Below are 20069 nucleotides of genomic sequence, written 5' to 3' on the forward strand. Positions count from 1 at the left end.
CCGGTCTACCCCTTCTCGACATCCTCGACATATACCAGGGCGCGCCCTTCGCAAATCCGCCTGCCGTCAGCGGTCTCGCAGATGGTCTCGAGGTCGACCAGATGCTTTTCCGGCCGCAGGCGCGTGATGGTCACCCGCGCGGTCAGAGGCTCGTCATAGGCCGCCGCGGCAAGGAAATGCATTTCCTGCTTCAGATAATTCGTCCCGAAGCCCGGCAGCTCGACGCCGAGAAGATAGGAGAACAATCCCCCGACTAGAGGCTCGGGCACGCGATCCGGCACGCTGTCGAGCCCCGCCAGATCGGCATAATCAGCCGCGTCTCCTGCCTTGTAGGTTCGTGTGACGGAAGCGGTGTCACCCACGGCCAGCGTCATTGCCTGCTCCTTCTTCCAACATGCATTCTCCCTGCAGCACCACCGCGTCGTCGCTTTTCCGCCGCACGCTGACTTGCAGCCGGCCCGGCCCGGCTTCCTCCGCATTGCCGACACGGATCACCAGCTCTTCCCCGGCATAGGCGGGGTTGGGAAACATCAGGGATTGCATCTCGTGCGATTGTGCCGGTGCGGCCTTCCGGATAAGCGCCCAGACCCGGCTATAGAGAAGCATGCCGTGCGACACCGTTCGCCCGAAACGGGTGCGCGCTGAAAAATCAGGATCGACATGGATCGGATTGTCGTCGCCGGAAATCCTTGCAAACCGGTCGAAATCCGTTTGGCTTGGCGTCCATTCCGCCTCGAATGCCATATCCGCCATTGTCAGGTCTCTCCCACGGTCCGCAGATAGGTTTGCTTCAGGATGTGTTTTTGCACTTTGCCGGCGGCCGTTCGCGGCAATTCCGTCGCCACCTGGAAACCTTTGGGCACCTTGTAGGTGGCGAGCCGCTCGCGGCACCAGAGGGTGAGTTCACCGGCATCGACCTTCCGATCGGGTGCGACGATCAGATACGCGACGCCGACCTCACCCCATTTCTGGTCCGGTACACCGATGACGACGGCCTCGATGATCGCCTCATGGGCCGTCAGAACCCGCTCCACCTCGGCCGGATAGACATTTTCCCCGCCCGAGATGTACATGTCCTTGATGCGGTCGACGATATAGAAATACCCGTCGGCATCGCGCCGGGCCACATCCCCGGTCCTGAGCCAGCCGTCCTCCGCGAAACAGTCACCGGTCGCCTTCGGGTCTTCGAAATAGCCCGGCGTGATGCCAGGCCCCCGGATCTGCAACTCGCCCTCACCTTCGTGGCCGATGGTAGCTCCGTCAGGGGAAACGAGACGGACTTCCGCAAGGATCTGAGCCTTGCCGACGGAGCCGATCTTCGCGGCCGCATTCTCCTTGTCCATCAGAAAGACGGTCGGGCCGGTCTCGGTCATGCCCATCCCGTTGCAGATGGTGAGGCCATGTTTTTGATATGTCTTGAGAAGCGCGGCGGAAATCGGCGCGCCGCCGCAGCCGAGCGAGCGAACGGCGGAGAAATCGATGGAAGGAAAACGGGAATTGAGAGCGAGCGCCTGATAGATCGCCGGGACGCCGAAAAAGGCCGTGACCTGCTTCGCGTCGATGAGGTCGAGCACGGTCTCTTCATCGAACTTCCGCAGGATCGTCGATGTCCCGCCCGCAAGGAAAAGCGGCAAGGTGAAGAGATTGATGCCGGCTGAGTGAAACAGCGGCAGGAAATTCAGGGCCTTGTCGGTGGAGACGAGATCGACGGCCTGCGAATAGTTGATCGCGTTGGCCCAGGCCATCGAAGCCGTCTGGATAACGGCCTTCGGAACGCCTGTCGTACCGGACGTGTAAAGCAGATACCAGGGGGCTTCCGCGTCTGCTTGCCCTGTCCCGAAGGGGCCGGGAGGCGCAGTTTCGATCATCGCATGCATCGTGCCGGCCGCATCGCCGCCGGCTTCGATACCGGCGAGGACCGTGCCGCATTCCTCCGCAAGCTCCCTGGCGGTCCCAACGTTTTGCCGATCGAAGAAAAGCAGCCTTGCACCCGAGCGGCGGATCACCGGCGCGAGTTCGGCGGGCGGCTGGCGCCAGTTCAGCGGCACGACGACGAGGCCGGCTTTCTGGGCGGCGAACAGGAGAAGGAAGAATTCCGGCCGGTTCTGGCAGAGAATGGCGACACGGTCGCCTCTCGAAAGACCGGCGGAATCGAGCGCCCAGGCAAGGGCATCCGCCCTTTCGTTGATGGTCCTGAAGGTCAATTGCGCACCGCTTTCGTGGTCGCGAAACGCGATCCGTTCCGGTGTCAGCTCCGCCCGCTTGGCCGCCATATCGGTGACCCGTTTCATGTCATCCTCCTCCGTTTGGCGCGAGCCGGTCAACCTTCAGCGCTGTTCCATGAATGCCCGCATCCGTTCGATCACTTCATGTCGGGCGACCAGCTTCAGGAAGCTGCTTTTTTCGGCCGACAATCGCCTTTCCACCTCCATGCGTCGACTTTCGTCCCAGATGAGGGCGCGGGCCGCGCGCAGGCTCTCCCTCTCCTTCTTCCGGAGAACGGCCAGATGCTCCTGAAGCTTCGCTTCGAGCTCCCCGGCGGGCACGACAGAGCTTGCCAGTCCCAAGGCAGCCGCCTGCTGCGCATCGATACGCTGGTTCAGAAGCTGGATTTCGAGCGCCCGCCGGGCGCCGATGCGCTCCGGCAGCATGGCCGTCCAGCCGCCATCGGGAGCAAAGCCCATATCGACGTAATAGGGCTGCAAAAACGCGTCCTCGCTCATGAGAACCAGATCCGCCGCAAGCAGGAAGCCCAGAGACCCACCGGTAACCGGCCCTGAGACAACAGCCACGACGGGGTTGGGAAACGCCAGCAATTCCAGGATGGCGTCGTTGAGCAGTCCGACCAATCGACCGGAATATGCCAGCAACGCTTCCAGATTCCCGGCCCGCTCCAGGAAGCCGGCGATGTCTCCGCCGGTCGAAAACGCCCTGCCTGTGGCGGACAGCACGAGACACCGTGGGCGTTCGGCACATGCCTGCCGCACGCCCGCGATGAATTCCTCCAGCAGTTCCGGCACCAGGGCGTTCGTACGTGACGGCCGGTTCAGCCGAAGCCGCGCAACGTCCCCCTCCTCCTCCACGATGACCAACGGCTCCCGCGAACGGTCCTCCTCCAGCCTGGGCACGGTCACCTCTTCAAGCCATGAACGATCAGGTCGTGTGCGCTCTGGACGACGTCATCGATGGTCGTGTTTTCACCGAAGATGACTGCCCGCTCTCCGAGAGACCGTGCGATGCCCATAAGCGCCCACGCGCGGATTTCGGCGTCGCCCGGCCGTATTTCGCCAACCTTCACCGCTTCCGCAAGACCGTGCCGATAGCCGTTGGCGAATGTCCGGAAATAGGCGCGATATGCTTCCGGATCGACGAACTGCGCCTCCTGCACGATCCGATACAGCTCGGGATGCGCGGCGACAAACGTCAGGAAAGCCCGAAGCCCTTCGCGTTCGGCCGTCAGGCGGTCGGCAATCCCATGCGTTGCCATGCTGATTTCATGACGAAGGCTTCGCCCCATCTCCGCGACGAGTTCGGAGAATATCTCGTCCTTGCTCTTGAAATAGATGTAGAACGTACCCTGAGCCACTCTGGCGACCCGGGTGATTTCCCCTATGGAAGCCTCGTTGAAGCCAAGACGCCCGATCACCATTTCGGCAGCGGCCAATATCGCTCTGCGCGTGGCTTCGCCTTTTGCGGTTTTCGGTTCCTTGGCGGCGGGTATGCTCTCGTTTCGCATCATCGCATTCTCGTTGTGAATTATGAATCAGTATTCATGTAAGAAGCGGAGTTGCAAGTCCCGACGCGTTGTTACCCTTCGCAGATCGAAAAATTAGATCAAATCAGGCGACCAAAGGCGGCTCCTGCAATCCGAGTTGCACAAGGTCGTCGGCTCACAAGATCGTGGCCAGATGCGAATTGAGGCGGGTCGGATGGATGCGAAGAATTCTCTTCGCCCGACCCATCCCCCGCACGACGCTATTGGTTGAAACGGTTCACATAGGTCGTCTAAGGCCTAAGGACGCTGGAATGTCAACCGACGGCGCGCCGGTTCTCAGCCGCCAGAAGATCCCCTGCAACACCCGTCGATCGTAAACGCGGGCGTTACCTCGAACCTTCGTCGGCAGAGGAGGAAAGATTCTAAAGCCGGTCAGCTGCCGAGCGCCTGCTGGTCGTCGCGGCTCAGCACGACGAGGGCGGGGCGCGCCGGCAGGCCTTCCTTGAAGTCCGGCCAGTTGGTGCCGGCATCGGCGATGGAGGTCGCGTCCTCGTCATCCTCGAAGCGCAGTTCGCCGGGATGCTGGATGGAGACGAACACCGTCTTGCCATCCGGCGTGAATGTCGGCGAACAGCATTCGGAACCGACCGGCGCGACGTAGAACAGCTTCGGCAGCGCTCTGCCCTCGCCTTCGGTGTCCATCACGAACAGGGCGTCCGCAATACCTGCCGGCGGCGGGCCGTCGGTGGCAACCCAGAGACGGCCTGCCGGATCAACCGAGAGGTTGTCCGGATCGGTGAACCAGCCGTTATCGGACGTGGCCGGATGGAACATCGCGCCTTCCTCGGGCACGGCCGGATTGCCGCAGAGCACAAAGACGTCCCACTTGAAGCTCGCAGCGGCGTAATCCGGCTTGTCCGGGCTGCCCGGCGGCATCAGTTCCAGCAGATGGCCATGCGGGTTCGGGCCGCGCGGGTTGGCCGGGTTGACCTGCTCCCTCTCTTCGCCTTCGCCCGCGGCCAGACGATCCTCGTTCTCCGTCATGGCGACGTAGAGCTTGCCGGTCCTCGGGTGCACAATGAAACCTTCCGGCGCATCCATGGGAGTGGCGCCCAGAAGGTCGGCCGCGCCGCGCGTGTTGAGCACGACGTCGGCCTGGTTCCCGAAGCCGGCTTCCGCCGTCAGCGGGCCCTCTCCGGCGACGAGCGGCAACCACTGCATGGTGCCGTCGCTCGAGAATTTCGCGACCGAGAGCGTGCCGTTGTCGAGCAGGTCCCGGTTGGCGGCGCGGTCGTTCGGGTTCCACGGATCGCGGCTGACGAAGCGATAGAGATATTCGAAGTCGTCGTCATCGCCCATGAACACCACGACATGGCCATCGGGAGCCACGGCGCACTGCGCACCCTCATGGGTGAACCGGCCGAGCGCCGTGCGCTTCACCGGCTTTGCCGTCGGATCGAGCGGGTCGATCTCGACCACCCAGTCGAAGCGCATCCACTCGTTCGGCTCCTCCTCGAACCGGAAGCGCGGTTCGATCCGGCCGACCCCGTAGATGTCGTTGTCTTCCTCGTCCCAGCCCTGGCGCTCAACGAGTTCCTGATTGGCCAGCGTCTTGAAGTCTCCGGCAAACACGTCCATAGAGCCTTCCTCGCCGGAAAGCATGGTGCCCCAGGGTGTGATGCCGCCGTTGCAGTTCGAAATCGTGCCGAACACCGTCCTGCCGGCCGGATCGGCCTTGGTCTTCAGGCGGTCGTCGCCGGCGGCAGGCCCCGAGATCGCCATCTCGGTGCCCATGTGGATGCGGCGGTTGAGCTTGCCGTCAAGGACGATTTCCCATTTGTTGCCGGCCTTGCGCACTTCGAAGACGGAAATGCCGACGGCCGCCATGATCGCGCGGATCTGGTCGTCGGTCAGCTTCTCGCGATAGTCCTCGTCCTTCAGGCCGGGGAACATCAGGAAGGGCGTGGCATATTCGTGGCTGACGATCATGAGGCCGTGATCGGAACTGTCTAAGCCGAACGGCAGCGGCATGTAGTAGGTGAAGTCGTTGTTGTAGCCGAACTGACGTTCGGCGGCCTTGCCGTCGAGCTTGGCCACGTCGAAGGCCGGGCTGTCCGTGAACAGCGCGTCGCCCCAGCGCGCCAGGATCTGGCGGCCATAGCCTTCCGGCCAGTGGTCCTCGCGGTCGCGCACGCGCTTGAGTTCCGTGAACTTGAGCGTGGAGGTGTCGGCGGCCCTGGCTTCGCCGCCAAGGAACGGCATGGCGACGGAGCTGCCCGCCAGCGCCAGCAGGCCGGTCAGCACGCTGCGGCGCTCGATGCCGGTGGCCAGCACCTCTCCGTAGGTTTCTGCGAATGCGCGGCGCGGATTGGGGCGCGGCCTCGTCTTCTGACGGTTGGACATATCGACTCCTGATTGTGATGCGTTTCGATAAAGCATGCTGCAGATCAAGCGCCGCATACCCGGCAACGCCTGCTTTAGGCAGATCATTTGAAGCTTTAATGACACATGTGAGCGCGGCTCTCAGGCGACCGGCAAGCGTACGCGCACCTCAACGCCCTCGCTCCTTCCAGAACGAGACACGACGTCGACCGGCTTCAATATGGTCTGCTATCGCATTGACGATGGCCAGTCCAAGCCCCGACCGGCGCGAAGCACATTCGCGCGGTCGCGCCACCCATCGGATTCAGCCCTGCTCACGACCGCAAGGCGGGCAGGCGCACATGGAATTCCGCCCCGCCATCCCTGCTGGCGCCGGCAGTAACCTCGCCGCCGTAGTCCTGAACGATGTTGAAGGTTATCCAGAGACCCAAACCGGTGCCTTCGCCGACCACCTTGGTCGTGAAGAAGGGCTCAAAGATCTTTCCTCGCTCTTCCTCGGGTATCCCCCGGCCGTTGTCGCTGACGATGAGCTCGACCATGCCGCCCTGCGATTTCGCGCTGAGGTCGACTTTTCCATCGGGGCGATGGGCGACCGCGTGGAGCGCATTGTCGATCAGATTGACCACAACCTGGTGAATCTGCCCCTCATGCGCCTCCACCAACAAGCCGGGCTCACTGTCGATCGTCACTTTGGCGCGCGAATTCTTTGCGCGGATGGCAAGCTGAGCGGAATTGCGCAGCACCCGATCAATATCCACGGCATGACGTTTGCCGCTCTCGCTGAACGACAGACGTCGCAGGTTCTTGACGATGTCACTGACACGGTCGGCGCCTTCTATGGTGCCTTCCAGGAGCGGCGCGATATCGGCGAGGATTGCATCGATCTTCAGGCGCTTGCGAAGGTCCGTGACGTCTTCGCCACGGGAATCGTCATGGATGGCGTTGAGATAGGAAACGAGATTCTTGCGATAGCGGTCGAGCGTATAGATATTCGCGTAGACGAAACTGATCGGGTTGTTGAGTTCGTGCGCCACGCCGGCAACCAGTCGGCCGAGGCTTGCCATCTTCTCCTGTTCGACCAGCTCGCGTTGCGCCTGCTGCAGTTCGAGATGCGCCTGGTGGAGCGCCTGATAGGCCTGACGCAACTCGCTGATCGGTCGCCCGGTCAGCACTGCGCCGAAACGCCGGCGACGGCCGTCGAACAAGGCGGAGCAACGCATCGCCAGGCATTTCTCATGCCCTCCCGCGGCCCGGAAATGCAAATCGCCTTCCAGCACCCTGCCCTCGTGGCCGGCACTCATCAGCCTCCCGGCCTCCTTGCGGTCGGATTCGACCACGTAATCGAAGATCCGCGTGCCGATGACGGCCGCTTCCGAGTTTCCGATCAGGCTTAGAAACGCCGGATTGACCTTTCGGATCACCCCGTCGCTGCCGCAGGCGATGAGGATATCGGAGACGGACGCCACGACGCTGGAGATAAAGGTCTTCGCCTCCTCGAGCTCGGCGTTCTTGCGCTCGAGATCCGTCTCGTTGCGCAGCAGCTCGGAATAGACCTCGTCCATACGGTGGATGACGTCGACCCACATGCCTTCGCTCGAACCGTCGAGCGCGAAGACCTCGGGAAGAGAGATCTTGCTGATCAGGTTTTCGCTGGTCGGGCGTTCCGTCTTGTCAGTCAGTTTCGTCATCGCGATAGCGCCTCAGGTCGTAGCGCTCGATCTTGCTCCGCAATCCGACACGCGACAAGCCGAGTTCGTCCGCGCTACGGCTGATATTGCCGTCATGGCGGGCAAGAGCCGCCTCGATCGCCGATCTCTCGATCTCCGCGACGATATCCTTCAACTGACGCCGCGCGCCGTCGGATGCCGCAGCCGGCGCCATTTCGCCGTCGCGGATGGCGGGTGACAGAAGTTCGGGAGGGAGCGGCGAATTGTCGTCCGACAACACGGTCATCCGCTGGATCTCGTTGTGGAGCTCGCGCACATTGCCGGGCCAGACATAGGCCGTCATGAGGTCGAGGGTACGCGGGTGGAAGCCCGGCACCTGGCGGTTGAACGACTGGTTGATCTGGGTGAGCATCCGCGCGGCAATGGCCGGAATGTCGCCGGCCCGGTCTCTGAGCGCCGGCATGTGGATTGGAAAGGCCGCCAGCCGGTAATAGAGGTCTCGGCGGAACCGGCCGGCGGCGACCTCGGCGAGAAGGTCACGGTTGGTGGCGGAAATCACCCGGACGCTGACCTTGCGCGGCCGCTGCGCCCCGAGCGGGCGGATCTCGCCCTCCTGCAGCACGCGCAGCAGCTTCACCTGGAATGCGGGAGAGGTCTCGCCAATCTCGTCGAGGAAGATGGTGCCGCTGTCGGCGAGCTCGAAGAGGCCGATGCGGTCCTGGTAGGCACCGGTATAGGCGCCCTTCTTGCAGCCGAACAATTCGCTTTCGAGAAGTTCGTCGGGCAAGGCGCCGCAGTTCTCGACCACAAATGGCTTGTCCACGCGCCCAGACTCCTGATGGATCGCGCGGGCGAGAAGTTCCTTGCCCGTCCCCGAGGCACCGGTGATCAGAACCGAGACGTCGTAGCGCGCAGCGCGTCGGGCAAGCGCGATGGAATCGACCAGCGGACTGTCGCCCTGGTGGACGATGCGGTCGAAGCCGAAGGAATGGCCCTGGTTGCGGCGACGATCGCTGATGACCTTCCTGAGCGCATCGCTCGCCGGCTTCACCTCGATCCGCATGTCGGCGACTTCGTGCTGCAGGCGCCAGAGATTGGCGCTCTCGCGCACGCAGTCGATCAGCTTGTCGGGATTCCAGGGCTTGGTGATGTATTGATAGATACCCGCGTTGTTGACGCCCTCGATGATGTCGCCGGAATCGGTATAGCCGGAAATGATGATGCGGATCGTGTCCGGCCAGAGCTCGCGCACGCGCTTCAGGAATTCGACGCCGGATTCGCCCGGCATACGCTGGTCGCACAGGATCACCTGCACCATCTCGCCCTCGAGCACCTCCTCTGCCTCCTTGGCGTTGCGGGCGCCGATGACCTCGAACTCGTCGGAAAGCACCCGCTGGATCGCCTCGATCGAGCGCAATTCGTCGTCGACCACGAGAACGGTGGCGTGCGGGCTGGTCATCACATGCTTCTCCTGCGGTCATTCTCCACGTCGCCGGCGCGATGGATTGCGAGGGTCACCGGCGTGCGCGATTTCGGCGTCTTGCGGATGAAATTGTAGCGCGCGACGTGATAGCTCGGATCGAACCCGTAGAAGTTTCGCCGCATCCGCCGCAGTTCTTCTTCCCGATAGGCGGCGAGGGGTTTTTCGGCCTCGTCACGGGCGCGGCGCGCCCGCTTTTCGACAATGCGTCCCGCAAGATCCGGGGACGCCGCGAGTGCGACGGCGGCGCGACGCAGTTCTCCGTCGGCGGCATCGACATCGCCCGGCAGGCGCCGGGTCGCCAATCCGAGATCGATAGCTTCCTCGATCCCCATCGGCAGGCGCGCCTGCGTCACGCGGCGGGCGCGATCCTCGCCGACCCGGGCGGGCAGGAGATAGGTCCAGTATTCCGAACCGTAGAGATTGCCCATGTCCTTGTAATGCGGATTGAGGATGACGCCGTCGCGCATCCAGACTTCGTCGGCCGCCAGCGACAGGAAGACGCCTCCCGCCCCGGCATTGCCGGTCACGGCGGCGACAACCAGCCGGTCGTCGGTCTCGATGATCTCACGCACGAGGTCGTTCATCGCGTTGATGTTGCGCCAGGATTCATCGGCTGCGCTGTCAGCGCTTTCGATCACGCCGAGATGGATGCCGTTCGACCAGCAGTCGGCGTCGCCCCGCAGCACGAGAACGCCAGGCGCACGCGCCTTCGCGGCCACGATCGCCTCCCGGAGGAGATCGCAATCCCCGGACGACATCGCGCCGTTGTGGAAGCGGAAATCGAGGAAGCCGACGCCGTCCTCCTCGTGATAGCGGCATGGCCCGGGACCGCTGACGACGGGTAACGTCGCCGCATCCGCGCCAACGAGGTGAAGCGCCGGCAGCTTCAGGCTGCGCGCTTCCGGCCGACGGAGCTGGCCGATCCAAAGGGCGCCTTCGCGGAATGCGACGGCCACCGCCTGCCGCGATCGCGCGACCAGCGCACCGGGCGGTCCCGACACTCCCGCCGCCAGCCCGGCATCGAACACCAGAAAGGGGTTCCCGCCAATCGTCAGTGACGCTCCGGGATCGCCATCGGATGCATGAATGATGCGAAGCGCGTCTTCCGCCGACTGGACCGTGGGATCAAGAACCCGATCCGACTTCCGGCAGGCAGGCCGCTCGCGCCCCCTGCCCCAGTTCGCCGGCATGACGGGACCTTCGCTGCGCTCGATGCGGCCGAGCGCCTTGAACACACAAGCCGTTGCGGCCTCGGTCACCTCGTGCCGGTAGATGCTCGATTTCCGGGTGGCCCGCATCGGGAATTCCGCCCAGGCCCAGACCGGACCGGCGTCGATCTCCTCCCGCGCTTCGATGAGCGTCACGCCCCAGGTCGCTTCGCCCTCGAGGATCGCCCAGTCGAGCGCGCTCGGTCCACGGTCGCCGCGTATGCCGGGATGGACGATCAGACAGAGCGTCCGGCGCCAGACATCGGCCGGAATCGGCCGCTTGAGGAAGGGGGCGATGATGAGGTCGGGTGCAAACAGCGCAATCGCTTCGCGGGTGAGGTCGTCATGGATGTCGAGTTCGACCGATACCTCATGTCCCGCATGTCTGAGATCGACATGCAGGCGCTGGGAGAGCGAATTGAAACTGTGACAGAGCAGCAGGATGCGCATCGGCTCCTCTCAGCAGATCCGGGGCAGTTGCTCGCCCGAGAGCCAGTCGACGATGCGGCCGCCGCCGAACGAGGTCGCCATCTGCACGAAGCAATTTTCGTCGGCAACGGCATGGCCGATAAGCGTCGCCTCGGCTCCGAGCGGATGGGCGCGCATCGCCGCCAGCACGGCGTCAGCGCCATCCGGCGCGACCACCGCGACCAGCTTGCCCTCGTTGGCGACGTTGAGGGGGTCAAGTCCCAGGAATTCGCAGGCTGCGGCCACCTCAGGCTTGAGGGGGATCGCCTCCTCGTCGATATGGAAACCGATCTTCGACTGGCTGGCGATTTCATTCAGCGTCGCGGCGATCCCGCCGCGCGTCGGGTCGCGCATCAGCCGGATATGCTGGCCGCCGGCCGCGACCATCGTCGCCACCAGCCCGTGCAGCGCCGCGCTGTCGGAGACGATCGCCGTGTCGAATTCCAGGTTTTCGCGCTTCGACATGACCGCCACGCCATGGTCGCCGATCGAACCGGAGACGATCACCGCATCACCCGGCCGAGCGGCGTCGGCGCGCAGGTCGAGGCTACCGGGAACCATGCCGACGCCGGCCGTCGAGATGAAGACGCCATCGGCCTTGCCGCGCTCGACCACCTTGGTATCGCCGGTGATGATCGGCACGCCGGCCTCGCGCGAGGCGGAGCCCATGCTTTCGGCGATGCGTTCGAGATCGATGAGCGGGAAACCCTCCTCGATGATGAAGCTTGCCGAGAGATAGAGCGGAACGGCGCCGGCCATGGCGATGTCGTTGATCGTACCGTGGACGGCGAGCGTTCCGATATTGCCGCCGGGAAAGAAGAGCGGCGAGACGACATAGCCGTCCGTCGTCATCACCATGCGACCGCCGGGCACCGAAAAAGCCGACTGGTCGTTGCCGGCGCGCAGCCAGTCATTGTCGAAGGCCTTGTGGAAGATGCCCTCGATCAGCTGCCCCATGGCCCGGCCGCCGGCGCCGTGCGAGAGATCGACGCGGCCGTTGGCGATGTCGAGCTTACGCTTGTAGGCCTTGACCACCATGTTCATGCGACGGCCCTCCCTGCATCCTCTTTCCGCACCTTCTCGCGGAAGCGGCCATAGGTCCAGTGGGCAGCGCAGGCGCCCTCGGACGACACCATGCAGGAGCCCATCGGCGTATCCGGCGTGCAGACGGTGCCGAAGAGCTTGCAGTCGGCGGGCTTCTTGACGCCGCGCAGGATGGCGCCGCATTCGCAGGCCGGATTGTCCTTCGCCGCCGGCGTCACCATGGAGAACCGTTTCTCCGCATCGTAGGCCGCATATTGCGGCCGCAGCCGCAGCGCGCCATAGGGCACCTGTCCCAGTCCCCGCCATTCGAAGCTTTCGCGCAGCTCGAAGAAATTCGCCACCTCGGCCTGAGCCTTCTCGTTGCCGAGCGTGGTGACGGCGCGGATATATTGATTCTCGACCTCGTGCCTGCCGTCATTGACCTGCTGGACGAGCATCAGGATCGCCTGGATGACGTCCAGCGGCTCGAAACCCGCCACCACGACCGGCTTTCGAAACTCCTCGGCGAAGAATTCGTAGGGTTCCGTGCCGATCACGGTCGAGACATGAGCGGGTCCGATGAAACCGTCGATCTTGATCGTGCCGAGCTTGCGGACGTCGGGGCTCTCCAGAATGTTCTGGATCGCCGCCGGCGTCAGCACGTGGTTACAGAAGATGTAGAAATTGCCGAGCCCCCTTGCGATCGCCGCCTTGAGCGCGAGCGCGGTGGGCGGCGTCGTCGTCTCGAAACCGATGGCGAAGAACACCACTTCGCGACCGGGTTCCGCTTCCGCGATCCGCAGCGCATCGAGTGTCGAATAGACCATGCGGATATCGGCGCCGGCCGCCTTGGCCTTGAGCAGGCTTGATCCATTGGAGCCTGGAACGCGCATCAGGTCGCCATAGGTGCAGAGCGTGACTTCGGGCCGCATGGCAAGCGCGATCGCCGCGTCGATCCTGCCGATCGGCAGGACGCAAACCGGACAGCCCGGCCCGTGGATCATCCGGACATTCGGCGGCAGCAGGTCCTCCAGGCCATAACGGGAGATGGCATGCGTGTGGCCACCGCAGAATTCCATGAAGTGATAGGAACGCGCCGGGTCGGCGACCGCCGCGATCTGCCGGGCAATATCCCTGGCCAGCCTGCCGTCGCGATATTCGTCGATATATTTCATGCCGCATCTCCCATCGCAGCTTCGCGGATCAGGGCAAGCGTCCTTTCCGCCTCTTCCGGATCGATTTTCGCCAGCGCGTAACCGACATGGAGCACGACATAGTCGCCGACCTCGATGTCATCGACGAGCGCCGTCGAGATGATCTTCGAGACACCGTCGAGCGTCACCTTCGCCATGTTGTCGGGCAGCACTTCCTTCACCTGGACCGGTATGGCTAGGCACATGTCCGGCTCTCCTCCACTGATGCGTATTCGTTGACGATGACCTGGCGCGCAAAAGCCGCCTGGCCAAGTGCGATGCCGCCGTCATTGGCCGGCGCCAGTCGCGGCAGATAGGGATCGAGGCCGCGCTCCCGGAGCGATCGCGCGAGCCCGGCCGCAAGGACGCGGTTCATCATGCAGCCGCCGCCAAGCGCGATCCGCCGGGTGCCGAGGTTGCGCGCTCCCTCCGCCGCCCATTCCGCAAGCCCTTCGATCAGGGTTCCGTGAAAAAGGTCGGCTGCGGCGGGGGCGTCCTGATCCTGCAGAGCGAGATGCAGGATGAGCGGATGAAAACCGAGCCTGCCGCCGCTAATCGCGAAACCACTCTGCAATACCCTGGGATTGCGCGCCAGGGCCTCGAACTCCATCGCCGCCTGTCCCTCATAGCTCTGGACGCGGCGGACGCCGGTTATCGCTGCGGCGGCATCGAAAAGCCGCCCCAGGCTACTCGTAACCGGAACCTGCGTACCGCGCTCGAACATCGCCGTGAGCTGCGCAACGCCGCTGTCGCCCGGCCAGAGCTGTGGTGCGAGGGCGATACATCCGGCCGCCTGGAGAGCCGCGACACCCATGCGCCATGGCTCGCGCGCCGCACGGTCGCCGCCCGGCAGCGGCAGCGGCGCCAGGGAGCCGGCGCGATGCCAGCGATGACCATCGAGAGCCAGCATTTCGCCGCCCCAGCTCGTACCGTCGGCGCCGAAGCCGTGACCGTCCAGCGCAAGCCCGAGGACCAATCCGGAGAGCTGATGCTCCGCCGTCACCGCCGCGATATGGGCGACATGATGCTGGACCGGCACGACAGCCAGATTCAGGCTCTCCGCTATGCGCACCGAGCGAAAGTCAGGATGGAGGTCGCAGGCCGCGAATTCCGGCTTCACGTCGAGGATCGAACAGAGATGGCTGACCGCCTCGCGCTGGAACCGGATCGCCTCGGCATTGTCGAGATCGCCAACGTGTTGGGACAGAAATGCCTCGCGGCCGCGCGTGACGCAGATCGTGTTCTTGAGATCGGCACCGACCGCGATCACCGAAGGGCCGTCCGTGCCGATATCGACAGGCTCAGGCACGAAGCCGCGGGCACGGCGGATGAAGGCTGGCACACCGTCGATCACCTGCATGACGGAATCGTCAGCCCGGACGGCGATGTCACGGTCGTGGGTCACGATCAGGTCCGCGATCGCGGCGAGACGGCGCTCCGCTTCCGCGTTGTCGGCGACGAGCGGCTGGCCGCCGGGATTGGCGCTGGTCGCGACCAGCGCCGGAAAACAGTGCGAGCTTTCCGCCAGCGCATCGAACAGCAAATGGTGCAGCGGCGAATAGGCCAGCATGATCCCTGTTCGCGCAAGTCCCGGCGCGATGAGACCGGAGAGTTCATGCGCACGCGGCTCCACAAGGACGATCGGGCTGGCAGACGAAGCCAGCAGCGCCTCTTCCGCTTCCGTCAGCCGTGCAAGCGCCCGTGCCGCGTCAATGTCGCGAACCATCACGGCGAAAGGCTTCCGGTCGCGCGCCTTGCGCGTCCTGAGGAGATCGATCGCCGCATCGTTGCGGGCATCGCAGAGAAGATGGAAGCCGCCGATCCCCTTCAGCGCGACGATACCGCCTTCCGCGATCTTCGCGGCGACCCCGGCGATCGGGTGGCTGAGCCTTGGCCCGCAATCCGGGCAGGCGACGGGCTCGGCATGGAAGCGCCGGTTTTCGGGGTCGGCGTAGTCGGCGGCGCAGGCCGCGCACATCGGAAACGAAGCCATCGACGTCTGCGCCCGGTCATAGGGCAGCGCACGGGTAATCGTAAAACGCGGTCCGCAATGGGTGCAGTTGACGAAGGCGTATCCGAAGAACCGGCTCGACGGATCGGTCTGTTCCCGACGGCATTCGGAGCAGGTCGCAGCGTCGGCACCGATCCGGGTCGCGCTCCGGCCAACCAGGCTTTCGCGGATATCGAAACCTTCGCCACCGGCGGGATCGAGTTCCAGAACGTCAATCGAGTCGATACGGGCGAGCGGCGGGGCCTCGTTGCGGATCATGTCGGGAAAACGATCCGCATCCGGCCCCTCGATCTCGATCAGCACGCCGGCACCGTCGTTCAGCACGAAACCCGACAGCCGCATCCGGCGTGCGAGCCGATAGGCAAACGGCCGGAAGCCGACGCCCTGTACGGCGCCGCGAACCCGCAGCCTGAGCCGGCGGACGGGGTTTGCCACCGATCGTGCGATCGCGCCGGCCATGGCTCACGCCACCTTGGAGCGCGAGGCCCGGCTGGCGGCAGAAGCCTGGAGCCAGGCATAGAGCGCTTCCATACCCTCGCCGGTTCTGGCGGAGACCGTCAGCGTCTGCAGGCGCGGATTGACCCGCAGCGCATTGGCGATGCAGAGCCCGACATTGAAATCGAGATGCGGCAGCAGGTCGGCCTTGTTGAGGACCATCAGGTCGGCCGCGGCGAACATATCCGGGTACTTGAGCGGCTTGTCCTCGCCTTCGGTGACGGACAGGACCACTACCTTGTGCGCCTCGCCGAGATCGAAGGCGGCGGGACAGACGAGATTGCCGACATTCTCGATGAACAGCGCCGAACCGTGCTCGGGCGCGAGATCCTCCACGGCATGGCCGACCATATGGGCATCGAGGTGACAGCCCTTGCCGGTATTGATCTGGATCGCGCGCGCGCCCGTCTCGCGGATGCGAGCGGCGTCGTTCGAAGTCTGCTGGTCGCCTTCGATGACGCTGATCGCCAGGCGGCCCTTGAGATCGTTGATGGTGCGCACAAGCAGGCTGGTCTTGCCCGAACCGGGACTGGACACGAAGTTCAACGCGAATATGCCGTTACGATCGAAATAGCGCCGGTTCTCGGCGGCATAGGCGTCGTTCTTGGAGAGGATGTCGCGCTCGACCTGGATGATCCGCTCCTGGCTCATGCCGGGAACATGGACACCGGCAATGCCCTGGCCATAATGGACGCTGCCGTCATCGGGATGATGGTGGTCGCCATGGTGGTGATGGCCGTGGTCATGATCGTGATGCTGCTCGTGCCCATGGTCGTGATGATGGTGGTGGCCATGCGCATGGGCATGGTCCCCGCCCTCGTGCTTGTGGCCCTCGATGGCCGACGTTCCGCAGCCGCATACCGTACACATCAGATCACCTCCATGTCCCTGATCTTCAATTCGTCACCCGCCGTCATCTGAACCCGGTGCCGCCCGCAATCCGGACAGGCGCCGAAGCGTTCGGCCAGCGCCACCGTCCTTTCGCAGTCCAGGCACCAGCCCTCGCCGGGAACCCGGTTGATTTCGAGCGTGGCGTCTTGCGCAATCGTGCCGTGCCGCACCGCCTCATAACAGAACAGCAGCGCATCGGGATCGGCATGGCTCAGCACGCCGACGTCGAGCCTGATCGACCTGACGCGGGTTGCACCATGCTGCCGGGCGGTCTTGCAGGCGATGTCGATCATGCTCTCCATCAACGACATCTCATGCATGGGCGGCCTCGCGAATGCCGACCTCGAAGGAGACGCATGGATCGAAGAGCAGGGCAAGCAGGGAAACCGATCGCGCCGCCGCCTCGCCCGTACCGATCCGCGACGACAGCAGCCTCTCGACGAAAGGCCCCGCCGGATGAAAATTCCACTCGGTCGGCGCAAGGATGCGATAGGCGGCAAGCCGGCCGTCACCGCCTATCTCGGCCTGATGGTAGAGCCGGCCGCGCGCGCATTCCACCGCGCCATAACCGCCCGCGCCCGGCGTCGGCCCGCCGGCGGCAAGCGACGGCCAGTCCGGCTCGCCGGATGCCGCGAGGCGCACGAGCTGGACGAGGCAATCACGAACGTCACCGATGCGGGCAAGCAGGCGTCGCGCCAGATGCGGCTCCTGGGACCAGGCGCCGCCGCCGTGGCGGGCGAATGCGCCCGTCTCCAAGACGCGGCCGGGCAGGCGCGGCATGCCGGCGTAATCCGGTTCACTGCGGAGACAGGCGATCACCTCGGCGTCGTCTTCCGCCGTCAGCGGGTCCGGGCTGCATTGCGCGAAAGCCGCGACATCGCCGAGATCCCCAAGCATTGCAGAAAGGACGGAACCGGCCGGCGGCGCATCGCCATCCTGGGGAATACCCAGGGCATGCGCCGCAGCGGAAAGCCGTACTGCATCGGTCCCCAGGCTGTCTTTCGCAATCTGTCCGTTCCGCGCCTGCGACACGATCGCCTGCGAGGCCGCGAGTGCCTCACGCAGTTGCCGGCCGACCCCGGCCGCCATCATCCCGGGGAGAGGCGTGGGCCAGTGCAATATCAGGGCGCGAAGGGTTTCGAAGATCCGCTCGGCCAGCAGGCCGGCGCCGGCGGCGATGCGCTCCTCACCGCTCATCGGCATGCCCGCCGCGTTGAGGACGGCGATCCTGGATGCAAGCGATTGCGCGAAACCGCAAAGCGAAAAGACCTGTCCCGCCAAAACCGGCGCTTCCTCCGGCCGGCGGCCGACGAACATGCGGGCGAGCCCCCGGGGCCGGTTCGCCGTGACGGCGACCGAGCAGGCGAGCGTGCGCGACACCGTTACATCGATCCGGATCGTGCCTGCACCGAGGAGATAGGTCATTCCGGCATCGCCTCCTCGTGCTTGCGGAACTTGCCGCGTAACAGGTCGCGGCGATTGAGGGGAGCCGGAGGGGCCGGCGGCGGTTCGAGCGCGGAGGGATCGAAGAAGGCCCGAATGGCCTCCTCGGCGGTTTCCAGCGCCGTCTCCATGGTTGCGAATTCGAAAACGGGCGAGAACAGCGAGCAGGAGGCGATACGCCCGATCGTATCAAGCTCTCCGGCGATGAAATCCACCTCACCCGCAGGCAGGCCGATCCGGACGGTCGTGCCTATCGCAGCGGGCGCGGCGGGCGGCGCATCCGGAAGATGGAGCGCCACGAGGTTCATGAACCAGGGTGTCGTGACAATCCCGAAGACGCGGCCGCCATAGGCCCGGAAGCCGGTGGCGGCGACGCCGAGCGCCGGGTTGCAAATCGGCACGTCGGCCATGGCGGTGGCGTGAATATGCCTGTAGCAGTCCTCAAGCCGCCGCCCGAGCGTAAGGGCAGGATCAGACCCGGCGCGCTCAGCCTCCATGGCCCAGCCTCATGAACTTCGATTGAAGCGCATCGCAATTGGGGCAGCGCCAGTCTTCCGGAAGATCGGCAAAGGGCGTGCCGGGCTGGATCTGCCAGACCGGATCGCCTTCCGCCGGATCGTAGACATGCCAGCAGATACCGCATTCCATCCGGTCGTCGTCCGACAGGGTCTCGCGCTTGCCGAAATTCTCAAAGGCGCTCATTTGAAATAAGCCTCCTCGATTTCGCGCAACCGCGCCTCGGAGTCCCGGAAATCCTCCTCGGCCGCCAGTGCGACGGAGGGAATGCCGCAAATCTCAAGCGTATCGAGAATGATCGCGTCCATGGCGTTGTAGAACTGGACCGACCAGACATTGCGTGCGCCCGTCGCCACCACGCGACAGGTGCCGTAGCCGCGCGAGGTGAGCTGCACCGGCCCCGCGCCGAGCGTCTCCTGCAGGAAGGCCATGTCTTCCGGGCTCATGGGGAAAAGGGAGAACGTCATGATATGAGCCGGATCGCCATCCCGGTAGCGGCCGATCCGGTCGCCGATCTCGGTCAGCACGGGCATGACGTTCATCGCGCCGGCGGGCGCGGGTCCGTGGCTGATGGTTGCAGGCAGGGTCGAACATGCCTGCTGGACCGCGGCAGGAATGCTTGCCACCTCGATATAATCGGCGACGAGCCGGCCGTCGGCATCGGTAAAGCGGATGCGCCAGACGCCGGCCATGACGGCTTCCTGCATCTGGGCGGTAATGCCGTTCGAAAGCGCTGCAACGCCCGCGACTTCGCCCTCGCCGAGGGTCTGGGTGATCAGTTCCCTGTCATCGTCCGGATAGTCCGTGATATCGAACAGCCGGCCCGGTTGGTCGGCCTTCTGGACAGCGAGCGCATCGGCGAGCTCCGGCAGGAGCATCGCCGTCCGCCGACATCGGCGGATCATCTCCTCGGCGCTGCTGGTGGCAAGGAAATTGAGCTTGCGCGCACGGAGAGGCGGCTCTGCGCCGATCGGCATGACGGTCATCGCCGCGTCTTCACCCTCGGGGGCGACCCAGAAACCAGCCTTCATCGCACGATCTCCCTGCCGGCATGCGTGATTTCGACCTTCGGCCCGCCCGAGGGCACCATGACCGGCGCATCGGGGGCCAGCCAGGCGGCGACCTTCTCGACATATTCCGACCAGTCGCGAATCTTGCCGAGCACGCCGATAGGCTGGTCCCGGCGCGTCACGACGAGGCTTGGCATGACGACGACATTGAAACGGCTCTTGAGCTTGTCCTCCGCGGAGCGGCTGACCACCCCGCCGCGCAGACGGCCGCGGAAGAACTGCAGGAGTTCGGGAAGAACCACGGCGACGTCGTCCGCCTCGGGGCGCTGTCCCGGATCGCCGGTGAAGAACAGCACGGCATTGTCGGGCTCGCTCGCCCCCGGGGCGAGGAAGGCGTCGATGTTCGTCTCATCGACGACAGGCAGGCGCGACCGCTCGCTTAACGCGCGGACCAGGGCAGATGGCATTGTCTCCTCCACATATCACCATGCAAAACGTTCCGAATGATGATGTGCAAACGGCGTGCCAGACCGGGGAAAGTTGGATTCCGTTGATCTGGAAGGG

20 protein-coding genes are annotated in these 20069 nt (G+C 64.5%); all 20 read right to left on the reverse strand.

The features are described 5' to 3' along the window. Nucleotides 1-5: 5 nt before the first annotated feature. Nucleotides 6-374, reverse strand: coding sequence for a hotdog family protein (locus ACFFP0_RS17470; protein ID WP_377263262.1), 369 nt, complete (start codon nucleotides 372-374; stop codon nucleotides 6-8). Further along, the gene (locus ACFFP0_RS17475; protein ID WP_377263264.1) at nucleotides 355-753 is read right to left on the reverse strand and encodes a MaoC family dehydratase; all 399 of its coding nucleotides are present in this window, start codon (nucleotides 751-753) and stop codon (nucleotides 355-357) included. The genes ACFFP0_RS17470 and ACFFP0_RS17475 overlap by 20 nt, the downstream gene beginning before the upstream one ends. Before the next feature lie 2 nt (nucleotides 754-755). Then, nucleotides 756-2291, reverse strand: coding sequence for a class I adenylate-forming enzyme family protein (locus ACFFP0_RS17480; RefSeq protein WP_377263266.1), 1536 nt, complete (start codon nucleotides 2289-2291; stop codon nucleotides 756-758). A 36-nt stretch (nucleotides 2292-2327) separates the two neighbouring features. Next, entirely contained in the window at nucleotides 2328-3128 is an 801-nt protein-coding gene (locus ACFFP0_RS17485) for an enoyl-CoA hydratase/isomerase family protein (protein WP_377263268.1), read from the reverse strand. A 2-nt stretch (nucleotides 3129-3130) separates the two neighbouring features. Next, nucleotides 3131-3739 (reverse strand): TetR/AcrR family transcriptional regulator, encoded by a 609-nt coding sequence (locus ACFFP0_RS17490; RefSeq protein ID WP_377263270.1) that lies wholly within the window; start codon nucleotides 3737-3739, stop codon nucleotides 3131-3133. Nucleotides 3740-4147: 408 nt separating this feature from the next. Further along, complete coding sequence (locus ACFFP0_RS17495) at nucleotides 4148-6118, reverse strand: PhoX family protein (RefSeq protein WP_377263272.1); 1971 nt, start codon at nucleotides 6116-6118, stop codon at nucleotides 4148-4150. 293 nt (nucleotides 6119-6411) lie between these two features. Then, nucleotides 6412-7785 carry a sensor histidine kinase gene (locus tag ACFFP0_RS17500; protein ID WP_377263274.1) on the reverse strand — a complete coding sequence of 458 codons (1374 nt, stop codon included), beginning with the start codon at nucleotides 7783-7785 and terminating at the stop codon, nucleotides 6412-6414. Then, a complete protein-coding gene (locus tag ACFFP0_RS17505) occupies nucleotides 7769-9223 on the reverse strand; it encodes a sigma-54-dependent transcriptional regulator (RefSeq protein ID WP_377263276.1) in 1455 nt (484 codons plus the stop codon). The genes ACFFP0_RS17500 and ACFFP0_RS17505 overlap by 17 nt, the downstream gene beginning before the upstream one ends. Then, the gene (locus tag ACFFP0_RS17510) at nucleotides 9223-10905 is read right to left on the reverse strand and encodes an enoyl-CoA hydratase-related protein (RefSeq protein ID WP_377263277.1); all 1683 of its coding nucleotides are present in this window, start codon (nucleotides 10903-10905) and stop codon (nucleotides 9223-9225) included. Before ACFFP0_RS17510 ends, ACFFP0_RS17505 begins: the two co-directional genes overlap by 1 nt. A 9-nt stretch (nucleotides 10906-10914) precedes the next feature. Continuing rightward, the gene (gene hypE, locus ACFFP0_RS17515) at nucleotides 10915-11967 is read right to left on the reverse strand and encodes a hydrogenase expression/formation protein HypE (RefSeq protein WP_377263278.1); all 1053 of its coding nucleotides are present in this window, start codon (nucleotides 11965-11967) and stop codon (nucleotides 10915-10917) included. Then, nucleotides 11964-13121: a hydrogenase formation protein HypD gene (gene hypD, locus ACFFP0_RS17520; RefSeq protein WP_377263279.1), complete on the reverse strand. Its 1158-nt coding sequence runs from the start codon at nucleotides 13119-13121 to the stop codon at nucleotides 11964-11966. The genes hypE and hypD overlap by 4 nt, the downstream gene beginning before the upstream one ends. Further along, nucleotides 13118-13345: a HypC/HybG/HupF family hydrogenase formation chaperone gene (locus ACFFP0_RS17525; protein ID WP_377263280.1), complete on the reverse strand. Its 228-nt coding sequence runs from the start codon at nucleotides 13343-13345 to the stop codon at nucleotides 13118-13120. Before ACFFP0_RS17525 ends, hypD begins: the two co-directional genes overlap by 4 nt. Next, on the reverse strand, nucleotides 13336-15609 hold the full coding sequence (gene hypF / locus ACFFP0_RS17530; RefSeq protein ID WP_377263281.1) for a carbamoyltransferase HypF: 2274 nt from the start codon (nucleotides 15607-15609) through the stop codon (nucleotides 13336-13338). The genes ACFFP0_RS17525 and hypF overlap by 10 nt, the downstream gene beginning before the upstream one ends. A 3-nt stretch (nucleotides 15610-15612) precedes the next feature. Next, on the reverse strand, nucleotides 15613-16515 hold the full coding sequence (hypB, locus tag ACFFP0_RS17535; protein ID WP_377263282.1) for a hydrogenase nickel incorporation protein HypB: 903 nt from the start codon (nucleotides 16513-16515) through the stop codon (nucleotides 15613-15615). Continuing rightward, on the reverse strand, nucleotides 16515-16856 hold the full coding sequence (gene hypA, locus ACFFP0_RS17540) for a hydrogenase maturation nickel metallochaperone HypA (protein ID WP_377263283.1): 342 nt from the start codon (nucleotides 16854-16856) through the stop codon (nucleotides 16515-16517). The genes hypB and hypA overlap by 1 nt, the downstream gene beginning before the upstream one ends. Further along, nucleotides 16849-17961: a hydrogenase assembly protein HupF gene (locus ACFFP0_RS17545; RefSeq protein WP_377263284.1), complete on the reverse strand. Its 1113-nt coding sequence runs from the start codon at nucleotides 17959-17961 to the stop codon at nucleotides 16849-16851. Before ACFFP0_RS17545 ends, hypA begins: the two co-directional genes overlap by 8 nt. Further along, complete coding sequence (hybE, locus tag ACFFP0_RS17550; protein WP_377263285.1) at nucleotides 17958-18476, reverse strand: [NiFe]-hydrogenase assembly chaperone HybE; 519 nt, start codon at nucleotides 18474-18476, stop codon at nucleotides 17958-17960. The genes ACFFP0_RS17545 and hybE overlap by 4 nt, the downstream gene beginning before the upstream one ends. Beyond that, entirely contained in the window at nucleotides 18466-18681 is a 216-nt protein-coding gene (locus ACFFP0_RS17555) for a rubredoxin (RefSeq protein ID WP_377263286.1), read from the reverse strand. The genes hybE and ACFFP0_RS17555 overlap by 11 nt, the downstream gene beginning before the upstream one ends. Beyond that, nucleotides 18678-19526, reverse strand: a complete 849-nt coding sequence (locus tag ACFFP0_RS17560) for a hydrogenase expression/formation protein (RefSeq protein WP_377263288.1) — start codon at nucleotides 19524-19526, stop codon at nucleotides 18678-18680. Before ACFFP0_RS17560 ends, ACFFP0_RS17555 begins: the two co-directional genes overlap by 4 nt. Beyond that, nucleotides 19523-19972 (reverse strand): thioredoxin domain-containing protein, encoded by a 450-nt coding sequence (locus ACFFP0_RS17565; protein ID WP_377263289.1) that lies wholly within the window; start codon nucleotides 19970-19972, stop codon nucleotides 19523-19525. The genes ACFFP0_RS17560 and ACFFP0_RS17565 overlap by 4 nt, the downstream gene beginning before the upstream one ends. Between the last annotated feature and the right edge of the window lie 97 nt (nucleotides 19973-20069).

This window comes from Neorhizobium puerariae (assembly GCF_042429745.1).
Lineage (GTDB): Bacteria > Pseudomonadota > Alphaproteobacteria > Rhizobiales > Rhizobiaceae > Neorhizobium > Neorhizobium puerariae.

Coding starts and splice junctions, on each gene's coding strand:
- ACFFP0_RS17470 (WP_377263262.1), bottom strand. CDS start 374: ATGACGCTGGCCGTGGGTGACACCGCTTCCGTCACACGAACCTACAAG.
- ACFFP0_RS17475 (WP_377263264.1), bottom strand. CDS start 753: ATGGCGGATATGGCATTCGAGGCGGAATGGACGCCAAGCCAAACGGAT.
- ACFFP0_RS17480 (WP_377263266.1), bottom strand. CDS start 2,291: ATGAAACGGGTCACCGATATGGCGGCCAAGCGGGCGGAGCTGACACCG.
- ACFFP0_RS17490 (WP_377263270.1), bottom strand. CDS start 3,739: ATGATGCGAAACGAGAGCATACCCGCCGCCAAGGAACCGAAAACCGCA.
- ACFFP0_RS17495 (WP_377263272.1), bottom strand. CDS start 6,118: ATGTCCAACCGTCAGAAGACGAGGCCGCGCCCCAATCCGCGCCGCGCA.
- ACFFP0_RS17500 (WP_377263274.1), bottom strand. CDS start 7,785: ATGACGAAACTGACTGACAAGACGGAACGCCCGACCAGCGAAAACCTG.
- ACFFP0_RS17505 (WP_377263276.1), bottom strand. CDS start 9,223: ATGACCAGCCCGCACGCCACCGTTCTCGTGGTCGACGACGAATTGCGC.
- ACFFP0_RS17510 (WP_377263277.1), bottom strand. CDS start 10,905: ATGCGCATCCTGCTGCTCTGTCACAGTTTCAATTCGCTCTCCCAGCGC.
- hypE (WP_377263278.1), bottom strand. CDS start 11,967: ATGAACATGGTGGTCAAGGCCTACAAGCGTAAGCTCGACATCGCCAAC.
- hypD (WP_377263279.1), bottom strand. CDS start 13,121: ATGAAATATATCGACGAATATCGCGACGGCAGGCTGGCCAGGGATATT.
- ACFFP0_RS17525 (WP_377263280.1), bottom strand. CDS start 13,345: ATGTGCCTAGCCATACCGGTCCAGGTGAAGGAAGTGCTGCCCGACAAC.
- hypF (WP_377263281.1), bottom strand. CDS start 15,609: ATGGCCGGCGCGATCGCACGATCGGTGGCAAACCCCGTCCGCCGGCTC.
- hypB (WP_377263282.1), bottom strand. CDS start 16,515: ATGTGTACGGTATGCGGCTGCGGAACGTCGGCCATCGAGGGCCACAAG.
- hypA (WP_377263283.1), bottom strand. CDS start 16,856: ATGCATGAGATGTCGTTGATGGAGAGCATGATCGACATCGCCTGCAAG.
- ACFFP0_RS17545 (WP_377263284.1), bottom strand. CDS start 17,961: ATGACCTATCTCCTCGGTGCAGGCACGATCCGGATCGATGTAACGGTG.
- hybE (WP_377263285.1), bottom strand. CDS start 18,476: ATGGAGGCTGAGCGCGCCGGGTCTGATCCTGCCCTTACGCTCGGGCGG.
- ACFFP0_RS17555 (WP_377263286.1), bottom strand. CDS start 18,681: ATGAGCGCCTTTGAGAATTTCGGCAAGCGCGAGACCCTGTCGGACGAC.
- ACFFP0_RS17560 (WP_377263288.1), bottom strand. CDS start 19,526: ATGAAGGCTGGTTTCTGGGTCGCCCCCGAGGGTGAAGACGCGGCGATG.
- ACFFP0_RS17565 (WP_377263289.1), bottom strand. CDS start 19,972: ATGCCATCTGCCCTGGTCCGCGCGTTAAGCGAGCGGTCGCGCCTGCCT.